This window comes from Enterovibrio norvegicus DSM 15893, from assembly GCF_900115495.1.
Taxonomy (GTDB): Bacteria; Pseudomonadota; Gammaproteobacteria; order Enterobacterales; family Vibrionaceae; genus Enterovibrio; species Enterovibrio norvegicus.
Genome location: NZ_FOWR01000010.1, coordinates 45096 through 65104 on the forward strand (window position 1 = coordinate 45096; position 20009 = coordinate 65104).

The 20009-nt window shown below is 44.8% G+C and carries 19 protein-coding genes; 8 read left to right on the plus strand and 11 right to left on the minus strand.

The features are described 5' to 3' along the window. The first annotated feature begins 235 nt into the window (after positions 1–235). From BM082_RS08070 to BM082_RS08085, 4 genes are all read left to right on the plus strand, one after another. Positions 236–3067 (plus strand): Ig-like domain-containing protein, encoded by a 2832-nt coding sequence (locus BM082_RS08070; protein WP_074926501.1) that lies wholly within the window; start codon positions 236–238, stop codon positions 3065–3067. 15 nt (positions 3068–3082) lie between these two features. Next, on the plus strand, positions 3083–3790 hold the full coding sequence (locus BM082_RS08075; protein WP_017012744.1) for a winged helix-turn-helix domain-containing protein: 708 nt from the start codon (positions 3083–3085) through the stop codon (positions 3788–3790). After that, positions 3753–4262 carry a hypothetical protein gene (locus tag BM082_RS08080; RefSeq protein WP_017012743.1) on the plus strand — a complete coding sequence of 170 codons (510 nt, stop codon included), beginning with the start codon at positions 3753–3755 and terminating at the stop codon, positions 4260–4262. The genes BM082_RS08075 and BM082_RS08080 overlap by 38 nt, the downstream gene beginning before the upstream one ends. 960 nt (positions 4263–5222) lie before the next feature. Continuing rightward, entirely contained in the window at positions 5223–6371 is a 1149-nt protein-coding gene (locus BM082_RS08085; RefSeq protein WP_017012021.1) for an iron-containing alcohol dehydrogenase, read from the plus strand. Between the two features lie 82 nt (positions 6372–6453). Here the strand turns inward: BM082_RS08085 and BM082_RS08090 are convergent, their stop codons facing one another. Together BM082_RS08090 and BM082_RS08095 are read right to left on the minus strand one after the other, a co-directional pair. Then, positions 6454–7983, minus strand: a complete 1530-nt coding sequence (locus BM082_RS08090) for a hypothetical protein (RefSeq protein WP_017012742.1) — start codon at positions 7981–7983, stop codon at positions 6454–6456. 48 nt (positions 7984–8031) lie between these two features. Next, positions 8032–8463 carry a cupin domain-containing protein gene (locus BM082_RS08095; RefSeq protein WP_017012019.1) on the minus strand — a complete coding sequence of 144 codons (432 nt, stop codon included), beginning with the start codon at positions 8461–8463 and terminating at the stop codon, positions 8032–8034. A 201-nt stretch (positions 8464–8664) separates the two neighbouring features. Here BM082_RS08095 and BM082_RS08100 point away from each other — a divergent pair, with 201 nt between their 5' ends. Continuing rightward, on the plus strand, positions 8665–9324 hold the full coding sequence (locus tag BM082_RS08100; RefSeq protein ID WP_017012018.1) for a helix-turn-helix domain-containing protein: 660 nt from the start codon (positions 8665–8667) through the stop codon (positions 9322–9324). 7 nt (positions 9325–9331) lie between these two features. Here the strand turns inward: BM082_RS08100 and BM082_RS08105 are convergent, their stop codons facing one another. The 6 genes from BM082_RS08105 to BM082_RS08135 form a co-directional block, all read right to left on the minus strand. Further along, entirely contained in the window at positions 9332–10585 is a 1254-nt protein-coding gene (locus BM082_RS08105; RefSeq protein WP_074926504.1) for a hypothetical protein, read from the minus strand. Positions 10586–10619: 34 nt separating this feature from the next. Next, entirely contained in the window at positions 10620–11105 is a 486-nt protein-coding gene (locus BM082_RS08110) for a hypothetical protein (RefSeq protein WP_017012016.1), read from the minus strand. A gap of 46 nt (positions 11106–11151) precedes the next feature. Then, positions 11152–11892 carry a hypothetical protein gene (locus tag BM082_RS25290; RefSeq protein WP_244275965.1) on the minus strand — a complete coding sequence of 247 codons (741 nt, stop codon included), beginning with the start codon at positions 11890–11892 and terminating at the stop codon, positions 11152–11154. A gap of 250 nt (positions 11893–12142) precedes the next feature. After that, positions 12143–12775 carry a LysE family translocator gene (locus BM082_RS08125; protein WP_017012738.1) on the minus strand — a complete coding sequence of 211 codons (633 nt, stop codon included), beginning with the start codon at positions 12773–12775 and terminating at the stop codon, positions 12143–12145. A gap of 139 nt (positions 12776–12914) precedes the next feature. Beyond that, positions 12915–13172 carry a hypothetical protein gene (locus BM082_RS08130; protein WP_017017871.1) on the minus strand — a complete coding sequence of 86 codons (258 nt, stop codon included), beginning with the start codon at positions 13170–13172 and terminating at the stop codon, positions 12915–12917. A gap of 201 nt (positions 13173–13373) precedes the next feature. Continuing rightward, positions 13374–13736, minus strand: a complete 363-nt coding sequence (locus BM082_RS08135) for a hypothetical protein (protein WP_017012736.1) — start codon at positions 13734–13736, stop codon at positions 13374–13376. 765 nt (positions 13737–14501) lie between these two features. Here BM082_RS08135 and BM082_RS08145 point away from each other — a divergent pair. The 3 genes from BM082_RS08145 (at position 14502) to BM082_RS08155 (ending at position 17393) form a co-directional block, all read left to right on the plus strand. Further along, positions 14502–15299, plus strand: a complete 798-nt coding sequence (locus BM082_RS08145) for a winged helix-turn-helix domain-containing protein (protein ID WP_017012735.1) — start codon at positions 14502–14504, stop codon at positions 15297–15299. Next, on the plus strand, positions 15296–15760 hold the full coding sequence (locus tag BM082_RS08150) for a hypothetical protein (RefSeq protein ID WP_017012734.1): 465 nt from the start codon (positions 15296–15298) through the stop codon (positions 15758–15760). Before BM082_RS08145 ends, BM082_RS08150 begins: the two co-directional genes overlap by 4 nt. Before the next feature lie 154 nt (positions 15761–15914). After that, positions 15915–17393 (plus strand): aerolysin family beta-barrel pore-forming toxin, encoded by a 1479-nt coding sequence (locus BM082_RS08155; RefSeq protein ID WP_017012733.1) that lies wholly within the window; start codon positions 15915–15917, stop codon positions 17391–17393. 217 nt (positions 17394–17610) lie between these two features. Here the strand turns inward: BM082_RS08155 and BM082_RS08160 are convergent, their stop codons facing one another. From BM082_RS08160 to BM082_RS08170, 3 genes are read right to left on the minus strand one after another with little or no spacing between them, the layout of a single operon-like run. Next, positions 17611–18681 (minus strand): DUF6765 family protein, encoded by a 1071-nt coding sequence (locus BM082_RS08160; protein ID WP_017017869.1) that lies wholly within the window; start codon positions 18679–18681, stop codon positions 17611–17613. 12 nt (positions 18682–18693) lie between these two features. Beyond that, entirely contained in the window at positions 18694–18963 is a 270-nt protein-coding gene (locus BM082_RS08165) for a hypothetical protein (protein ID WP_017010187.1), read from the minus strand. A gap of 5 nt (positions 18964–18968) precedes the next feature. Beyond that, the gene (locus BM082_RS08170) at positions 18969–19628 is read right to left on the minus strand and encodes a hypothetical protein (RefSeq protein WP_244275967.1); all 660 of its coding nucleotides are present in this window, start codon (positions 19626–19628) and stop codon (positions 18969–18971) included. Positions 19629–20009: the final 381 nt, after the last annotated feature.

Below are 20009 nucleotides of genomic sequence, written 5' to 3' on the forward strand. Positions count from 1 at the left end.
CGAGGAATATAAAACAAAAAAAACAAACCAGAAGTAATAAAAAATAATAAAGAATAACAGAGAAAAACCAGCTTAAGTTGATAATATAAAAATCGATCAAAAGCATCACAAAAATCCACCAAACCATTGTTTTACATGGTTTATATTATTTATTATCTTTTATTGGATGAAAAAAATAGTAATGCAACTATCATCAGACTCACTTTTAACCAATGTGGAAAGATGAGTAAAAACCATGAAGCAAGAAGTAAAAGATAACAAAGAAAAAATCAGGTTAATAATATCCGCACTATGTATAACATTGTTTGTTTTATTAGTATCAGGCTGTAACGGTGATAAGACGTCAGTAGCACAACAAGCCGCAGATGTAGAAGCTATTGACGACGCTAATGAGGAAGCGCCATTTCTTGAAGAACTAAGAATCGAATACAATACAAAAATAAAAGGTGATACAAAAACAGGATTAGTATCAGGATTCTCAAATAACTTTACAGCGACTGGATATTTTACTGATGGATCGACAGATGATCTCACTAATAGTCAATATATTAATTGGACATCCAGTGATCTAAAAGTGGCATTCATCAGTTCTAATGGCATAGTAAAAGGATATAATCCTGGTAATACCGTCATTACAGCGACATATAAAGATCCGAGACTAGATGGCTACAATCTTATCGATGCAACCTATGACTTAGAAGTATTAGAAAAACAGGTAATTTCCGTAAATGTAGAGAATCAGCATGCGATAGCGGGTGTAAATAAGCCCTTTGACATGGATATCAGCTTTAGCGATGGATCTCGCATTCAAACGTCGTCTGCTCTCATTGATAAGGGTCATCTTAAAATTGCTAAAAATCAGTCCGCAGTAGGTGACGCACCAACAGTTTCTTTAGATGAAAATAATAACTTGGATCTGACTAACATCAACCAAGCGGCGAAAGTGCCTGTACTTGTGTATTATGGCGAGAAAATTCCAAGCGGTGAAACACCGAATGATAGTTTATGTGAGGAAAAGTGTGTTTCCTTTTATTTCATGTTAGACGTGTCTGAAGCAACGCTTCAAAGCGTCAACTTAAGCGTGAATAAACCAAGTATTCCTGCGGGTATCGAGACATTAGTTAGCGTTAGAGGGACCTACACAAATGGAGTAACAGATGATATCGATATTGAACTAGAGCATATTAAGGCGGAGTATCAAGACGTTACTGGTGTCACTGGTGTCACTGGTGTCACTGGTGTCATCATCAAGAAAGACGGTAGCGGTAACGTTTTATTTTCATCTAAAAAACCAGGTAATATCATTTTAACTTATGAAAATGGAGCTATTTCTCAAAAAATTTCAGTTAAAGTTACAGACGCAGTGCTTCAAACAATAAAGTTAGCTTGGGTTGATGAAAGCGAGCAGACTACTGACTCGTATATCGTAGGTTTGAGCAAAAAAATCCAAGCCACTGCTAAATTTAGCGATGAGAGTTCCAGTATTGTCACCTCCCAAGTTTTTTGGAATACATCTGATAATATTGAAGTCGTTAGAACAAATAGCAAAGATTTAGATCAAAGATATATAAAATTCAAAGATTACGGTCCGGCCTTTGTTAAAGTGGGTTGGAAGGAGATAGAGAGTGATGAGTTTATATTTGATATATCTGATGCGGAAATAGAAGCATTAGTGATAGATATAGATAAAGTCAAACTTAGCCAAGGAAGCAGAACAAAATTTTCTGTCACCGCCACATACAATAATAAGAAGAAATCAGATGTCACTAGTTTAGTTGGGTGGAGATATCAAGAGCAAGATTGGAATAAAATCATCAATATAGAGGACGGCTACATCTATGCATTAAAGAAAGGAAAAGGGGAAGTGGAGATCTCTGCAGCTTTAAATAACTTTGAGTCCGAATCCATAAAATTAGAAGTAGCAGACAAAGAGCTCAAGAAGATCTTTTTCAAAAACTCTGATATCAAAATCCCATCGGGTATAACAACAAAAATTCCGGTTTCTGGTATCTATACAGATGATTCTGTCGGCTATGTGGAGGATGTGATCTTTGTTATCGAGAATAATGGTGACAGTATTAATGTGACTGAACAAAATAACTCTTATTTAACAGCGACTGGTGAGGGAGAATTTTCTCTGCTGGCAAAACTTAAGTCCAACCAACATGTTGCAACAGAGCGTATAATGGTCTCAGTCGACCAAGCATCAAATCTCTTACTTTTTGTAGATGAAACGCCAATGCTAGTCGGTCAGAAAAGAAAAATAGAGACATTAGTAGGTTTCAAAAACAGTAGCTACATGCATAAAGTGCATTTTTCTAAAGCACTAATGAGTGTTACAGGATGCAAAGATAATGACTGTATTGAATTCAATGATTTAACTCAACAACTCATAGCAAAGAAACCAGGTGAGTTTGAAATAACATATTGCTACGAAAAAATGGATGGTCTTTGCGCATCAAGAATAGTCAAGATAGAAAGTTCTGTAGTACTGCCAGCGATGGAAAATCCATATCCTTATCAAATGGTAATAGATAAAGGCAATAGTGTGGTTGCAACTGACATCAACTCTACACATGAAGTAAAAGAATTTAATAATAGTCAAAAATATACATTAAGATTGCATCATAAAAATTTTGAAATAAACAATGAAGCGGATAACATTAGGATAAAGTCGGTCAAATTCCAAGGGCAGAGTACGCTAAACATTAATGGACTAGCTTATATCAAACTCCCATGCAATATATCTCCCGACATAGAAAATAGAGAATGCAACTCGGATGACACCTTATCTTTTGGTCCCGCCACGATAGGAAATAAAGTGTTTTTTTTATTCGAAGTAGAGCAAGATGTATATGATAACCAATTTTCAACCATCTCAGGTAGTGGAGAAAAGAAAACACTAACCACCTATTTCGTAGAGAAGTTTGACATAAAAAAACCATCAACTGGTGGCTCAACTGGTGGCTCAACTGGTGGCTCAACTGGTGGCTCAACTGGTGGTTTTAATCCTGATTGCGTTTCGGACGACCAATGTGGATTTCCATTCCCATGTTGTAATCTATAATAGGTAGGAGAGAGAGTGCCTTCATTGATTCGAGAAGAAAATATGCACAGCTACATTTTTGATAGGTTGAAAAAAACTATTTTTAACAATAGCACTGGAGAAGTGTCAAAGCTAAGTATGTCTGAATCAATGGTACTCTCTCATCTTATTGAAAATAAAGATAATGAGGTCAAAAAATCAGATCTTATTGCTGCTGGTTGGCCGATGCGAGTGGTAGGTCCAAACTCTTTGACCATGGCAATAAAAACTATTCGCCAGTCACTTTCAGACAAAGGCGAAATAATAGAAACGCTGCCCGGTAAAGGGTATATGCTTCACTCTGGCTTTATAGAAGATAGTTTAGATGAAAAATTAGGCGATGCGCCTAATGTTAAAGACAGTGCGACAGCTGAACCAACCGTGTCTGAGAATAACGATCCCGTTGCACGTTTTTATGAAGGTGAAGAATTCAAATCAATACCGCATAAAAAAGAAAATGTAATTCATAATAAGAAAACAAAATTAGTCTTGATTACGTTGTTATTCTTCATTTATGCATTGGCGTTTTTTGTTTCTTTTGTTTTGCAATCCCATCAAGCATCGCTTGAATGTATCACTGTTGACGGTAAAGTTGTTTGTTCCACAAGTAGCGATATAGGGGACATTTCAGGGTTAGAAGATGGTGAATACCTATATGGACACTATAATGGCGAAGCTGAAGCATCATTTAAAAAAGTCGAATAGAGAATATTCTGTACTTACAGCTCTCATCGTGTTGGGTTTACTTATGTTCCTCTGGAATATCAAGCCTTTCATAAATGGCACCGGATGCAAGTTCAAATTCAATAGTGAATCGGAGAACTTGAAGTCTCAAGGTGCATGTATAGATGGCATATTGACATCAGTAGTGCATCAGAAAAAATCAGGAAGAATATACACGAAAAAGTATATTTGGGGTTATTGGGGTAGCGATATATTTCTCTATTTAGTTTCAGAAAAGTGGCAGAAACCTATCGATATATCAAGAAAAATAGATATCGACTTACAGGATTTTGAATATGACCATATTAATTTTTTGTCTGCAAAGATATTCAAATCCTCAGAGGGGAAAATTTACTCAGTTTATGACTACCCCATTGATTTAATCCATGAGGATAATATTAACGGTAAGTTTGGGTTTATTGATTACGAACCAACATTCATCGGTGTTGAATAGAAATAAAAACAGAATAAACTTTAAATTAACCCTTAATTGCACAGTGTTTTATATTAATGGGCCAATGCTTTCCTTGTCCTAATCTTTTAGCGGCAAACTTTTGCACGGATTGAGTCAGGATGAATCGTCAAGGACCTCAACATTTAATAAAATTGAAATTAGGAAGTACAACGTGAAAGAATTATTATTGCTTTAATTGTGTCATCAATTACAATGCCGACACTTGCAAGTGTTAGTAACGGTGACGTTTATATTTTTGTCGGCGGAAAGAGTGAAGATGGCATGAGCGGCTTTTCGCTAGGTTCTGGTTACACCATTAATGAATATACTTAGGTCGAAACCTCTTATGCCTATGGTGACAACAAAAGCACGGCAGACTCCGTACTCGGCCACACTAAAGTTAGCCGCACTGGACATTTTGATGCCGTATTTGGGATCGATGCCAATCCCTATCTCCGTCCATACTTTAAACTAGGCGCTGCGTACAATAAAAGTAAGCGTACGGCTAACGAACCCAATAATAAGGTCACTGTCATCCGTGATAGTGAATTTAGACCACATATTGCAACAGGTTTCCAGTTCTCCGCCCCATCATTAAGTGAAAACGTTTTTGCCAACTTCGAATATAACCAATATCTCGGAGGATATTCTCAATTCAATAGCTGGGGGACTGTATCCTTAGGTTATACCTTCTAATAAACTCAAAATAGTACTGATTAAAATTGTAAATAAGGCTCTATAACGCTTTTTATTAGCTTATGGAGCCTTCTCTTCCGTACTAACTATAATCAACATTTTGGAACTTCACGCTTATCTACCCTTTACAAAAGCAGGGATTGAAAATGTTGGACGATCAGGCAAGAAGTCGCGAGAAATGCCCTATCGCAAGACGGCTTGTCGGGACTATTATGTGTGCAAGATAACGATCTGGCGGCATGCCATAAAGAGCACGAGGTCCACATGCAATTTACCTATTCCAACCCAACGCAAATCCATTTTGGCCAAGGCCAAATTGCAGCCATTGCTGATGTCATCCCAGCACAAAGCAAAGTATTGGTGATTTACGGTGGCGGTTCCATCAAGAAAAACGGCGTTTACGACCAAGTGACTGACGCATTGAAAAACCACACTTGGCTGGATTTTGCAGGCGTTGAACCGAACCCCACCAAAGAAACCTTGGACAAAGCCGTCGCGATTGCCAAGCAAGAACAGATTGATTTCATTTTGGCCGTGGGTGGTGGGTCAGTGATTGATGGCTCGAAATACGTTGCTGCTGCAGCAAAATACGACGGCGACGGCTGGGATATCCTGACCGGTAAATACACCATTGAAAGTGCGCTGCCTATCGGTGCGATCTTAACGCTGCCAGCTACGGGTTCAGAATCAAACCCGGCCGCGGTCATCACCAAAGCGGAAACCCAAGACAAACTGCCGTTCATGCACCCAAGTGTTCGCCCTGTTTTCGCCGTGCTCGACCCTGATGCCATGAAAACACTGCCAGAACGTCAGCTTGTTAACGGCATTGCCGACGCGTGGGTACATACCTGTGAGCAATACATCACTCGCCCAACAAATGCGGCGGTACAAGACGGCTATGCAGAAACCTTGCTGCGCAATCTGAAAACGTTAGGCGAGCAGTTTGCAGTGCGCGATAACGATGCATGGCGCGCCAACCTGATGTGGAGTGCTAACCAAGCCCTCTCAGGTTTGATTGGACAAGGCGTACCGCAAGACTGGGCAACGCACATGATAGGCCACGAACTCACTGCGCTTTGGCACGTCGACCACGCCCGTTCGCTCACCATCATTCAGCCTTCACTGCTGCGTAACCAAATCGATTACAAGCGCGCCAAGCTCGAACAAATGGGCCGTAATGTCTTTGGCTTCGCGAACAGCGATGATCTGGCAGAACGCACCATTGATGCGATTGAAGCCTTCTACAAGCAATTGGGGTTAGAAACCAAACTGACGGAGCACACAGGCAACAAGGAAACCGCCATTAATGCCGTGATCGACCAACTGACAAAACACGGTCTGACCTCACTGGGTGAAAACCAATCGATCACGCTAGAAAAAAGCCGCGAGATCTTAGAAAACGCGATCGGTTAACTCATCACTCCATGTGTCCCCTTGTCCCTTTCGATGAGCCACGCACTGTCAGCGCATTGAAAGGGACACAATGAAGAAAACGTCAGTTCGACACATTTGCCATTAACACAGGTCGACATGTACTGTCTTCCGTTGGCACCATCCCTAACGACGCGTCAATTTGAGGTGGCTCAACGTAACTGACAGGTTCTGAAACCGAAGGGTAGGTTAACGTGAGCGCTTCAGGCACGTTCTGGCGGTCCGGATTTTTAATGCCTTTTTCTGTGTTATAGGGGTCAGTGAATACACCGTATTCACCGGGCTGCATTTTGTATCTTACGGATGTATTTCGAAAACCCGCATTCGCAAGATATTTCGAGGGTTCCTCCCAAGAGCGGTTATCCAAGTTGGTGAAGAATTTAATGTCCACCAGCACAGCATCACACAATGGGGTGACTTCCTCATATTGCGTCGGCCAGCCCGCACCACCAGAGGTGTCAGGATAGCGCCCCCAATCGCCGCCTTTTAATGGGCAAGCGCCACCACCGCCATAGACGGCTCGGTTAGGGTGATGCACCCCATAGACAGGCAGGCCAACCGCCCTCTCTTCTTCACCACCAAGAAAATGAAAGCGGGGTTGGTAGGTGACTTCTGTTTTTAACTGCTCAGGCTGAGAAAGCGACGAAAAATAGGCCCCATCAGGACGCACATACCGATGATCATCGTTATCTTGATTGTCATACACTGCCGTCACGAAAAGGTAAGGCTTATTAAAAAACGTTCGCTCAACCAGGTAATACTCTGTCTGGGTTTTATCTGCATCGATTGCTTTCCATTCAACATGTAATGCATCTTTACCGGGTTGACCTACATTGACCCACGTTTTTGCATCAGGGAAATGTTCCAGTCTCAACACATTGAGGTAATTCTCTCTGATGTCGAGCCCTGCTCGTTTACCTAATGGCCCTACTTTATTGGCAGCCTGTTGGCTGAACGCAAAGTTCATGGCTTTTTTCGCATAGGGGTAATCATTTGCCGACATGGTGCAATACCAATTCGCCAAATCTACAGGTTCGTGGTCTGCATATTTTCCTTTGAAAAAAGGATGCGTTATTGGCACATCGATATAATTCAACGTGTTATTTTCCGTTACTCTCTCATCGGGGAATTTATAACCAGACCAACTTTCATCTTCTAAATAATATCCATATTGATTTCCTATTTTCTTTATAACGTCTTGTGAATATAAATCAGTACCAACAGGTAAGCCTTCTGCTTGTCTTCTTCGGTACAGTCTGACATTCCCATTTTCTTGAACACGCCATAAACCATGTTTACCTTCGCCAATCATGGTAAAAACTTGCTCAGCAATACTGACAAACCGGTAGGTGGCGTTGGTGTTCATATAGCCCATGTAAAAGGGCAAGTGAGGAATTTGAGAATGGGTTCTATCAGGTCGACCAATACCCAGTAACACTTTTATATTATTATCAGCACTGACCGACTGGTCGCTGGTATAGAAAAAAGGATCATTATGGGTTAGGTCTGTAAGGTTCTGATTTGCATAAAGGTACGGTGATGGAAACAAGAGTAAGGTAAAGGGGAATACAGATTTCGATAGGGATATATCCATGACTATCTCTCCCTGATATCACAGGTTCAGTGATATACATACAAAGAACTAAAACAACTTACGCTGACCACATGCGAATGCTAAGCCTTCATCATCCGTGGAGAAAGTGATGGTCGAGCCCTTTGGAAAAAACAGCACATCACCCACTTCGCCTTTCACCTTCTGAGTCCCATCAGAGAAATAAATATGCCCGTCTAAAATAATTTTACTGTCATCGTAGTCATAGGTGTAAACAAGCGGATTTCCCTTTTCAATTTTGAATATACCGCATGCAATAGGCGCACTTGGGCTGGATGATGCAACGATATCCTCAAAATAGGCATTCACGCCTGGTTCATTCATAGACGCAATAGACATTGAGGGTACATTTTTGAATATCTGTAGATTTTTACTGTCAGCAGAAACTTGAACGCCATGTGAAAATACAAACGTTGAAGATACGCAGAGGCATAACAGAGTAACCAATTTTAATTTCATCATTTTTCATTCCATTTTGGGTTTATTATTTATGCGCAAAAACACATATCGGCAGGTTTTTTTGTGCGCACAATGATCTATAGAAGTTAAAAAATTACCCGTCAAGTAATAAATTACCCAACAAGAAATCCCCTTTAAATTCCGATACTTCGTGCTAAGATTTATTTCACTAACCTGCTCTTCTATTCAAATTAGGAACCCTAAATGGATCAAAGCGGCTTCAGCGACCGTCTAAAGCACCTTCTAAAACAAAAGAAGAAAACCCAAGCCCATGTCGCTACTGCAATCGGCACCTCAGTACCCTCTGTGCACCGATGGACCAAGGGCGGGCAGATCGAATACAAGAACCTGAGAAGCCTTGCAGATTACTTAGGGGTTAATTGGATTTGGCTACGATATGGCGATGAAGCGGTAGAAAGCGTTCAGCAGATGCAGACAGAGGACGCAGCAGCCACAAGCAGACGCAGAGAATACCTAAACCAAATCATGGACAGTGAAAATCGCATGCGCCAAGCGCTTGATATGGCTGATATTGTGACGTGGGAATGGAATGTATTGACAGGTTCTGTTGAATGTTCAAAGAACGCCTCGACCCTCTTCAACGTGGATGAAAACGCGCTCCCTAACTGCATGCTCCCTTACACTGACAATACCATCGAAGAACTCATCGACATCTTTGGTAGAAACGCGCCTCATGTCTGGGATTTTTCAGTAAAATCCTCAGATAAAGCCGTGGTCTGGTTTACATCAAAAGCAAAGCTCTACTTCGATGTGTCGGGAAGACCCACCAAAGTGATTGGCGTCAGCTTTGAAACGACAAAGCATAAAGTCGATATACCGTCATCAACATCCGTGAAACCCTGACGCGCGATCAATGCACGCTGTCTCGCGTGCAATCGGTAATGACGACAGTATCCGCATTCATCATACCTTGCGCATCCAATTGGCCTTCACCATCACTGAAAATCACCGAGACAGCACCTGAATTCACCAACGACGAAAGGCTTCGACAATCCGATGGTTGTTCAATGTAGATACGCTCGGCGCCAGAGTGTGCAAGTGCGCCCCAATCTTCCGTATTAACCTCAGAGAACACCAAATCAGCCTGCACGTTCGACATGTCACCGAATGAAGAAATGGTGCTTTGCTCAATCAGTACCTGAGATAACGCAGGCATGTCGTTCAATGGCGCAAGAGATTCCACATCAACACCGCTCAGTGTCACCACTGCCAAGCCCGGAAAGCTCGCGAGATCGTCTAAACGGATCTTGGCATTCTTCGGCAGATCGCAAAGCAGGGTAGACAGATCATTGACGCGTGTCGCCTCACTCACCTGTGCCGCCATCGACACGCAAGATGCCATCTCTGGATCGATAAATTCAACCTCTTCAATGGGTTGAGAAAGTGGCGCAGGCTCATTCATTTCGTCGCCCACAGCCTCTTCATCCTGCCACATGTCATCAGGCAAAGGTTCAAGCACGCCCTGCCCTTCGGCAAGCTCTACCAAATCAGAAAACGCCTCGCCGCTCATGTCACCGAAGAAAGCTTCGAGCACAGGCGCGGCATCTTCAAGAATACAGGCATTCGCGACAACAAATGCGCCAGGCACTTCCGCCACACCCACGCCGTGCATGCCCAACTGCACCACAGCGGCCATGGCCTTGTCTTCTTCAGTGATGGTTTTGAAGGTCAAAATGGTCGCGCTTGAATCGCCCAACGCGTGAATGCGATCATAGAAATCAGACACTAATTCAGGGCGATAACACGCCGATTCGGGGTCAACGTCGTTCAAAAAGGTTTTGTATTGTTCAATGTAGCGCTCCGCCAATGCGGAATTGCTTTTTGCCAGCGCAATACGCGTATCTATTTTCGCCACACGCAGCGCCATCAAGCCACTGCCTGTCGATTCAAAACGCTCAGACAGTTTCTGCGTCAGCACCTCGTATTCACCCACATTACTCAACGCTTCATCAATCAAAGGCGCCGTGTTGTTTTGCAACTTTTCAATGGCAGCCATGTTTCGCTCAATGTCCGTCTCCGCCGCCACGGAAAAGGGAAAAATAAAACAGAGAAAAACCGCAGAAAGACGACATAAAAACGCGAACGAACCAGAAAAATAGCGCATGGGGGACTCCCGTGAACAACGACGATAAATCAAACTATGTTGATTCTTCATCCACAAAAAAAGGCTTATCGCACAAGGCGGCGATTTCACGACCTTCAACAATCAGTTTCGCCTTATTGCCAGCTAAGAACGGTTGCCGTTCACCGGAGGCAAACAACACAAATATTTGGTGAACCTTCAGGCCATGCTGATCGCGTCGATGCTTGGCGCGTGCCACCACAAAACCACGCACAGCGTCTAAGTTCGCTTCAAAGCGGAAAACGGGATACACACTGGAAATCACCCGCGACATCAAACCTTTTTGTCGATTCACGGTCACATAATGACGTGCGAACACCATGTGCCAGCCAAACGCCGCTAAAGAAGCCCAAACAAAGACAAACGACGGCGACTCAACGTTGCCAAACCCAAGTTGATAGAAAGTAAACCCCAAAAACAGGCACCCGATTGCTTTTCTGACAACACCCGCGCCAAAGGTAATGACTATTTCGCCAGTGTTCGCGCTATGTGTCTTCTTCATATCGTCATATCTTCATATCTGCCTGACCACACCTTCACCTTGGCCGTTACAACGATGCGATGAAAAGGAGAGCACCAAGCACAAGCATGACAGGAAAAATCCACACCAAACGCCACAACGAGCCTTCGACACGAAACGGCGTTTCCGAGTGTCGATAGGAAGCAGGCTGATGCGTCACATCGTGAGCAACAGCCTCAGGTTCAACATTACCTAACTCAGCCATTTCTTTCTCTGACGGCACCACCATCAAGGGCTTTGAATCCGGCCAGTCGGTCACGCCATCAAAAATCGCTATCTGATGGTAATGACACATGAAAAGTGCCAGTTCGACCGTTTGCGCAACGCTACCAATACTGTTTCGCCATACCTGCTTGCCATTGATGGACAATTGAAGCCAGCACCCTTCTTTATGCTCAGCAATAGGGATCACAGTTAAACGGCAATCCGATACTGACCAGTCATCAACAAGAGTTACACCTAGCCCTTTCCAGCCAATCAAGTGCTGCACTCTGTCAGCGTCAAAAGAAAACCGCTCACGTCGGGAAAAAAAAAGCACGCAGAGAAAACCAAGCAGAACGGCGGCAGGAAGGAAAAAATAACGCGCGTTGTCCCCGTTAAACCAAGAAAGGGCAGCCATCACTAAGCATACACCAAGAGGAACCAGCGTGATGAAACCATAAATCGCGAAGTTTTTCTGCTTCACACCAACCAGATAGTCATTGCCAGACTCGTCCCGCTTGAGGTGGTAACGGGCACCCCAAGAGAGCGCGCCATATTCCTTTATCATGCATTGCCCTTTCAAAAACCAGACAACCCCACCTTAAAACGCATTCAAAACAGGGTCGACACACTGACTGTTTTATTCGTAGGACTGGCGAAGAGAATCAGAATGAAAAACCGTCACATGTCGACGATTTGAACCACATTAGCAGTTTCAGCCCAAGCACGTTTTCGCGCGCAGAAAGCGCACATTTTGGGGAATAAAAAGGAAGCAGCACAAGATAGTCACCACTTCCCTCGCTTTGATTTCATCAAACTTACGGCTTTTCCATCAGGGCCAATCGCACACCAAGGCCGACAAGGATCGTCCCGAGTGCTCTATCTAACCATGCACAAAACCGGCGGCTGTTCCTCAAAAACCGCGTGGCTTTATCCGCCAACAGCACAAAGAGAAACTCGATAGTCAGCCCCACAACAATCACAATGACACCAAGAACAATAAGCTGCACCGTCACGCTGCCTTCGTTGGGCCTTACAAACTGCGGCAAGAAAGCCATGAAGAACACCGCCACTTTGGGGTTCAACACATCAATCAACACGCCTTGCTTGAACGCATCCCAGAAGGAGACATTTTTTTCGCCTGAGGATTCGGTATCAAAACTCTCCCCAGCCGAACGAAGGGCTTTGTAACCTAAGTAAATCAGGTAGGCTGCACCGACGTATTTGACCACAGTAAATGCCATGGCAGAGGTTGCTAGAATCGCCGACAAACCCAGTGCCGCAGCAACCACATGAAAGAGCGCGCCACTGCACACGCCCAACGACGAAGCAAAGCCGATTTTCTTACCCTGGGTAATGGTTCTTGAAAGGATGTAAATCAAATCTGGCCCTGGTGATAACGTCAGTAACACCGCCGCACTTAAAAAAACAAACCAATAACCAACATCCATATGTCACTCCACGTATCCATTACCATCCCCCTTGTTCAGCGATCAGCTTACAGGAGTTACTAACCGACGAAACGCTTCAATACGCCGCAATGCTGGGACGTTTTGATAGGTCGAACGAAGTATTCAATGAAAGGCGGTATTACATTGCAAGCGCAAGCAACCCAAGGGGAATGGCAATCACACAAATATGCAAAATGTTAAACCATTTTTCGCGGTGTTGAACACGCTTGAAACCCATCACTGCCAGCAGCGCATCTACCACAGACATTTTATAGCGCGAGACCATCACACCGAGCTGCAACACAACCCCACCAATAAAAATGTACTGTGCCGCCACGCCATAAGGCGTCGCCCATACTGCATTCAGGGTTTCCACAAAACTCTGTTCTACCGCCATGTCACTCAACTTCCTTGTTTGCTATCTCTTTATGATGTTAGGCATCCTGCCTGGTTAGGCTGCGCAACGCACAGCCCGATTGGGTAACCAAAAGAGGTTGACCTTCAAAAGACTATAACGCGGATGAACAACAAAAGACGTTTCAGTTTTGTGGAAAGTCGATAATGAGCGAGCGCCCACCTCACACCATGCCGCGTTACCTCAATCTCGGCTGTATTTGCGACGAAGACGCAGCTGTTCTCCATTAATAAGCTTCAGTTCTATCGGCTGAAACAGTTGGATAATCAACTCATCTTCCTCTCTTCTGATGGTGCGCCCTTGGATCTCCCATACACCACTTTCAAATTGGATGGTCCCAGCCACAGGCTCTTCGGGTTCAACCTTGTCTTTCACTGAGATACGGATACCGTGTTCGGACACTTCACACACTTTGAAGGTGCTATTGCCACACACAATAAACGGCATGTCCTGTTCTAAATAACGAAGACGAAAGAAACTGCGCTTTTGCTCTTCCTCTTCTTGATCAGTGTCTTGGGCTTGTTGCTGACTTTTTTTTTGTTCCATGATGGTAAATCACTTCTCTCCGTTAGCCGCTTATTATTATACCCAAACAACGTGAAGATGCAGGATTCAGCGAGCTTTACTGATGTTATGATCAAGGCGTCCCTTTGCCGATGTAGTGCGCTCCATCAAAAAGGGACAACACCGAGCATGGCGTCAGTAAACTCGCCCGAAGGGAGGCCCTCAGAGCGTCCACTTCATCGTTAAATCCCTGTGAAATAGAATCACTATTCCTACAAGAATTTGCCTTAAATTGACCACTCTGAGGACCTCTGACATCGAGCATTTTCAGGTTGTTTGGGTATATTGTAATAGACTAATTTTAGCAACGATGTCGATAATGGCATGGAAGGCGTCTGTTGCTAATTGACTACCCCAAAAAATCGCCACCAAATGAAACTAAACACATATAAGAAAAACACTAACCCTGACAATAAATGGACAACCAAGAAATGAACATGACCGCCTCACCTGAGATATAATCAAAAAAGCCATCGATATGTCATGAATCTGTCAATATTAAAAATATCATCACAACATTCAATCTTCTATAAAAATCGAATCTAGAAAATCTGCAAAGTAACGCATAGCGAAAATTGAGCCCATTGATATATTAAAAATCAAAGTGATAGATTTAAAAATAAACACAGTCGCGCCAACCCTCATGAAAAACCACTTTATTAATCTTTTAAAATCTCATATAGGTATAAAAAGGCAGAGTCTATTTCTTACGCATTATCCAATCTCGCGATGCAATCGGGAATAAAAATGATAAATTTCGACCCAGTAGAGAATAAGTTATTTACTGATACTCGATGTGTGGGTATCAGTCATCGAGAAGGGCTTATCCTCGCGTTACTCATACAACGCGCGCCCGATGTCATTGAGAAAAAAACCATCATCGCCCATGCTTGGGGGAACGTCTGTGTTGGCGAAACATCACTCGCAAAATCGATCAGCGCATTAAGACAATCATTCTTGAAATTGGGCATAAAGGAAAGCCCGATCATTACCGCACCAAGGATAGGATACCGCATACTTCCAGATAGAATTGAATGCGTGGAAACTCAAAAGCAAGAAACCCTATCCCCCCCATCTCCCGCGTCTCCCGTTCAAGAGCAAACCGCCGAGCCTCGCCCCCTAGGCGACCTTGATACAGCGAAAGAAAACATCAAAACCCTGCTTTTGAAGAATGGGACATCTCACGTTTTGAACGCGTTTAACGCCCTCTCAATCACGTTGATCATGGTTGCACTCGTCATTCTTTCCTACAAGTTCAACGTTACTGACTGGCATCCTTACTATTCTGATGGTGAAATCACTCAGCAACGCGTTGGAGAATTGATTCTTTTGAAGTCTTCCTCAGCGCGACTGTCCCTTCCCCTTCGCGCTTTACTCGCATCAAACCAATGCGACTGTATCGTTTTTGTGGGCATGGGTGACGATGAAAATGACCTCGCTTGGTTTCACCGTCGAGCACAAGACGCCATTAACCTAACGTATAGAACAAGCCAGTTCCCCGTTGCCGCAGCGCAAATCGCCCAGTTTGTCGAGGAACGCAAATGAATGTCACGATTGCCTTCTTTGTTTTCAGCATCAGCGTCTTTATGGGTGTGCTCGCACTGCCATGGCAACAACACCTCATGTCCGGACAATACCAACATTTTCTGGTTCAGGTTCTCCACGATGGCAGCACAACAACAACCAAAGGCCAAACCCGAGTCGATGGTAATTCCATTATTCATGTCGCCACGATTAAACAGAGCCTCTCGGAGCAGACCAGTTTAGTGCGCTTAACCGGATACCTTAAATCCACCCTCTATTCGTATTATCTGCTTCGTTGCGATGTGGAACTGGTTTATGTCGATCACCTCGACAACACATCCGACTTTCTGTTTGCATCGTCCTACTTGTTTTTCGAAGACGAAGGTTGTCACGCAAAACTCGGCGTCGTTTACGAAGACCCTGAATTTCTGATCATTAAGGATTATCGATCAGAGCATACGCAAATCGTCACGCGTCTCTAATAAGGAATACCTTGAAAAGGCCAATGTAACTGCATGTTTTTATTGTTGATTATTTTTCATTGTTTTTCATTTAGCAGCCAGACACCAGAGTGTCATGCTGATTCTTCGCCATCCATGGCGAAGAAAACAACCGCTAAAACAATGGAGAAAAAACATGCCGAAAGCCACGCTAACACTCATTACGCTATCCCTATTTTCCGCTTTTTCAGCACCCAGCTTTGCCCATATTTATCCCGATCGGCTTGTCGTTGATACAGGGGGAGAAGACGTTTGTCGGTCTGGCTATCGCCCGATAACAAAAAATGAAGCGACGTTACACCGTGATTATCTGCTGTCGAAAATGGGCCAGTGGCAAATTACTGGCCTGAAAGATGACTGGGTCATCATGGGATACATGGGATACGCCGACGAAGGCCGAATTAAAAGAGATTTGCCGAATTACAGCACATGGTGCCACCCCATCAACGCAGGAGATACAGGCATACCCGAGCTTGCCAAGCACACGTTACCCGAAGGGGAAGAGGTTGATATTCAGTTCAGCTTGGTCACAGATCAAAACGCATTTATTCGCCCCCTCAGCTACCTTGCTCACTATCTAGGCTATGCCTGGGTAGGCGGTAACAGCAGCGATTACGTCGGCGAAGACATGGCTGTACGTCAAGAAGGAGAAAAATGGCGCATTCAGGGAAATAACAGAGGGTCCTGCAGTGGATATCGCTGTGAAGAGAAAACCGCCATCACGGTTGGCAATTTCAACTACGCCTTAAACAGCGATGATTTCTGGCACGGCGAGGTCACCGAATCGGGCAAGCAGCTCGTCAAAACCGTATACGCCACGGCAAGAAACCGCACCAATATTGCGCAACAGGTGGTGATAGACCTGAAAGTGGACGAATCCACCAATTGGTCCAAAACCAACAGCTATGGTTTTTCCCAATCCGTACAAACCAAAAATTCGTTCAAATGGCCACTGGTTGGAGAAACCGAACTGACAATAAAGCTGGAAGCAAACCAAAGCTGGACAAACACCAATGGCGCTTCAACCTCTGAAGGGGTCACGCTACAAGCACGCCCTATGGTACCGGCCAACTCAGAAATTCCAATCCGCGTTGAGCTTTACCGCTCCAGCATTTCCTACCCTTACCGATTCGGTGCTGACGTCAGCTACGATGTTGAGTTTAACGGATTCCTTCGCTGGGGTGGCAACGCATGGCACACGCACCCAACTCACCGCCCAACCCAAAAACATACCTTTACCATGGGACGCGCCAGCGAATCCTCTGCGGATATTCGCCACCAATGGAATATTCGTAACATTCCTGGTGCCTCACAGTGGTGGGATTGGAATTGGGTAATTCAAGAAAATGGCCTCACCAAAATGCAGAACATCACCAGCCAAAGCCTCCGTCCTTTCAAGGCAACGGTATCTGGGGATTTTTATGCAGAGTCCCAATATGCAGGCACGATAGACATTGGCGCGGCCAAACCTATTTCTGACACGTCTCGTTCAAGATCAGGCCTAAAGTCGTCGCTTCGTATGGGAGGAGTAGAACTTGAAACAAACCTCGATAGGGATGAATTGAAATCACTCGGCTTTGGCGATGTCGAGATCAGTCTTAACCCCGCGCAATAGGACGAAAAAAAAACCGCCGCAAATGCGGCGGTTATCAATGTATCAAAGTATCAAAGTATCAAAGTATCAATGAGACGTTACGATGCGGAGTTGATGCAACGCCAGCACATCCTCCGTCATTCTTTCAATCATGGCGACTTGATTGGCATATCGTTGGATGAAAAAAGAAAACATATTCAGCAAGAAAAAGGGCAGCGTCGTGCTGCCCATTTACCCTCTACACCACCATTAAATCGTAAGAAGGAAGAAGCTCACGCAGCACATACCAGCGGTGATAAGACGCCGCTTGATAAAAACGGTAACTCGGTAGGCTCATCATCTCTTCAGGGGCCGTAGACTCATTGATGTGCTCAAAGCCCGCGTTCCAATCCACATAATCGGGAATACTTTCTGCGATGGTCAAAATGTCCCCATTGGCACATGCCGCTTGCCACGCTTGAATGCGCGTCTGCTTATCACCTTGCGTGGCGAGAATGGCTTTTACCGTCTCTTCCAGATCAGCCCACTCACGCTGTTGTTCCACATCAGCAAGATCAGGACGTTGCGCCGCCACGAGCTTGAACACCGCATGAAGTTGCTTACAGGCTTCAAGGAAAGTCGCAGGGTTATCTCTCCACCCTGAATCTTCACCGTTTTCATACATAAATCGCCATGACAAATACGGCCTGTCAGGCAAGGTCACTGCCGCACCATGCCCCAATGCGCCCGATGCCGCCTCGGCAAGAAACGATTTGATGTTCCTCACCCACCCCGTGCCATATTTCTCGAAAAATCGCTGCTTCTTCTTTTCGATGTAGGCTTCAATTTCCGGTTCCAAATCGCGGTATTCAAAACTGTCGTTCACCACCTTATTGGTACGAGAACTCACGCCAGAAAAGCCATAATGCGAAAAGGTGTCTGCATACACATGGGCTAACACCCCCACCAATTCCAGATAGAACGCTTTATCACTGAGACTTAGATGATGCGCACGCAATGCACGGGCAATTTTGCTGTCTTGTCGGCAGACCAAACGTTCAGTGAACGATTCCCCCTCATTGCCCGGCAAGAAGTGAAAAGGCACCCACACCTTGCGTTGAGACTCACCATCAATGTTTTTCACGCTGGTTGTATGGTGCGCGGTGGGCTCTGTTGACATGGTGGCGGCACTGGGAAATTCCATGCCGTTCGTTTGTGCATTGTCATCAACGAACTGCGACGCCGTGGCGATGATCCGCGCCGCCTCTCGCGTCAGCCCTGCCGACCGCGCAATGGCGAACACACCGTAGTAGTGCATATCAATTTGCATACATTTGTTCCCTTATCGAAGTGCGTCTAACACCTTACTGACCAAGGCGCTTCCTTCTTCTTTCAGCGCCTCGACGCGGGAGGTTAGCAATGCCACATTGCGGTTATTTGACGATGCCTCCCGAATGGCGGCGATTAATGCAGGGTAAAGCGCATGTTCCGTGATCTCAGGACTGAGCTTCGCCAAGTCTAGTTGGGTATCAAACAGCACGTTGGCTTCTTTTTCGGACAAGGTGCGATCGGTCTTTGCGGCGGTTTTTCTTGCGCGATCAAGCATGCTCATTGTTTTCACTCCAAGAGTTTGTTGGCTTTCTTATCAAGTTGTCGGATGTCATCGAGCCCTGCTGTGGCCTTCTCAGACAAGGCGGAGAGTTGCTGGTTGATTTGATCACGCACAGCCTCAAGCCCCGTGTTATCAAGCAAATCGTTTTGCACATCCTGCACTTCTCGGATGCTGTTCAGATGCGCAGTAATGGTCTGGTGACCTTGCTGAATGAGTGCAAAGCTCTGGTTAATGTCCGCAATCAGGGTTCTTTCGGCCTCGTCCAACGGCGCAAGCAAAGCGTGGCGCTTCTCTTCAATCACCGTCACTGCGCTGTCTGCCCACAGCACGATGCTGTTTAACTGCCCCACCCTGTCTGTCGAGCGGGTTTTCACAAATTCCCCTTTGGCTTCGTCGTAAATCACATCCCCTTCAGCCATTTGTACCAATTGGCCGTCTTTCACCCAGCCTTTCACAAACTGCGGGATCCATTCATGGCGCAGGTAATCTTCACGCTGTTTGCGAAGCACTTTGATGTGCTGATGCACCAAATCGGTATAGCTTTCTTGAACGTGGGTGAGGTCTTGCTCGATGCGGTAGGACAATTCCACCACTTCTTTCGGCACCGTCGCGCTGCAGGCAGACAGCAGCACCAACATAAGGGGGAGTAATAATCGTTGCTTCATGGTTCCTCGCTGGTCAGTTTTTCACCATGGTGAAGACTTCAACGGCAAGGCATTGCGAGGGAGATTGCATTCACCAATATTGCAGCCGGTTGCATATCTTATTGCGAGTAAGGAAGGAGAGAGAGAGAGGAGTGGGTGATTTGTCACTGCCGAGCTAGGCGGGTGGCTAGCTCGGTTTTGGACAAAAAAAGGTTAGATTTGATTATCTAAGCTATGTGGTTCGAATAAGCTAAATTTGGTCGAAAAGAGGCTCAATGATGACTACCGAGTTGATGGCTATTCACATCCTTCAAATCGGGGAACTATCAAAGCTCACAAATTCTTAAACAATTTACTATTTAGCCAAGTTCGCTTAAAATTCATTCTAATTGATGCCGATAA

Excerpts from the sequence above, each read along its gene's own strand:
- BM082_RS08100 (WP_017012018.1), top strand. The coding sequence starts at position 8,665 with ATGGATCAAAGCGGCTTCAGCGACCGTCTAAAGCACCTTCTAAAACAA.
- BM082_RS08085 (WP_017012021.1), top strand. The coding sequence starts at position 5,223 with ATGCAATTTACCTATTCCAACCCAACGCAAATCCATTTTGGCCAAGGC.
- BM082_RS08135 (WP_017012736.1), bottom strand. The coding sequence starts at position 13,736 with ATGGAACAAAAAAAAAGTCAGCAACAAGCCCAAGACACTGATCAAGAA.
- BM082_RS08170 (WP_244275967.1), bottom strand. The coding sequence starts at position 19,628 with ATGAAGCAACGATTATTACTCCCCCTTATGTTGGTGCTGCTGTCTGCC.
- BM082_RS08095 (WP_017012019.1), bottom strand. The coding sequence starts at position 8,463 with ATGATGAAATTAAAATTGGTTACTCTGTTATGCCTCTGCGTATCTTCA.
- BM082_RS08080 (WP_017012743.1), top strand. The coding sequence starts at position 3,753 with ATGGCGAAGCTGAAGCATCATTTAAAAAAGTCGAATAGAGAATATTCT.
- BM082_RS08145 (WP_017012735.1), top strand. The coding sequence starts at position 14,502 with ATGATAAATTTCGACCCAGTAGAGAATAAGTTATTTACTGATACTCGA.
- BM082_RS08105 (WP_074926504.1), bottom strand. The coding sequence starts at position 10,585 with ATGCGCTATTTTTCTGGTTCGTTCGCGTTTTTATGTCGTCTTTCTGCG.
- BM082_RS08090 (WP_017012742.1), bottom strand. The coding sequence starts at position 7,983 with ATGGATATATCCCTATCGAAATCTGTATTCCCCTTTACCTTACTCTTG.
- BM082_RS08130 (WP_017017871.1), bottom strand. The coding sequence starts at position 13,172 with ATGGCGGTAGAACAGAGTTTTGTGGAAACCCTGAATGCAGTATGGGCG.
- BM082_RS08165 (WP_017010187.1), bottom strand. The coding sequence starts at position 18,963 with ATGAGCATGCTTGATCGCGCAAGAAAAACCGCCGCAAAGACCGATCGC.
- BM082_RS08160 (WP_017017869.1), bottom strand. The coding sequence starts at position 18,681 with ATGCAAATTGATATGCACTACTACGGTGTGTTCGCCATTGCGCGGTCG.
- BM082_RS08110 (WP_017012016.1), bottom strand. The coding sequence starts at position 11,105 with ATGAAGAAGACACATAGCGCGAACACTGGCGAAATAGTCATTACCTTT.
- BM082_RS08155 (WP_017012733.1), top strand. The coding sequence starts at position 15,915 with ATGCCGAAAGCCACGCTAACACTCATTACGCTATCCCTATTTTCCGCT.
- BM082_RS08125 (WP_017012738.1), bottom strand. The coding sequence starts at position 12,775 with ATGGATGTTGGTTATTGGTTTGTTTTTTTAAGTGCGGCGGTGTTACTG.
- BM082_RS08150 (WP_017012734.1), top strand. The coding sequence starts at position 15,296 with ATGAATGTCACGATTGCCTTCTTTGTTTTCAGCATCAGCGTCTTTATG.
- BM082_RS08070 (WP_074926501.1), top strand. The coding sequence starts at position 236 with ATGAAGCAAGAAGTAAAAGATAACAAAGAAAAAATCAGGTTAATAATA.
- BM082_RS25290 (WP_244275965.1), bottom strand. The coding sequence starts at position 11,892 with ATGATAAAGGAATATGGCGCGCTCTCTTGGGGTGCCCGTTACCACCTC.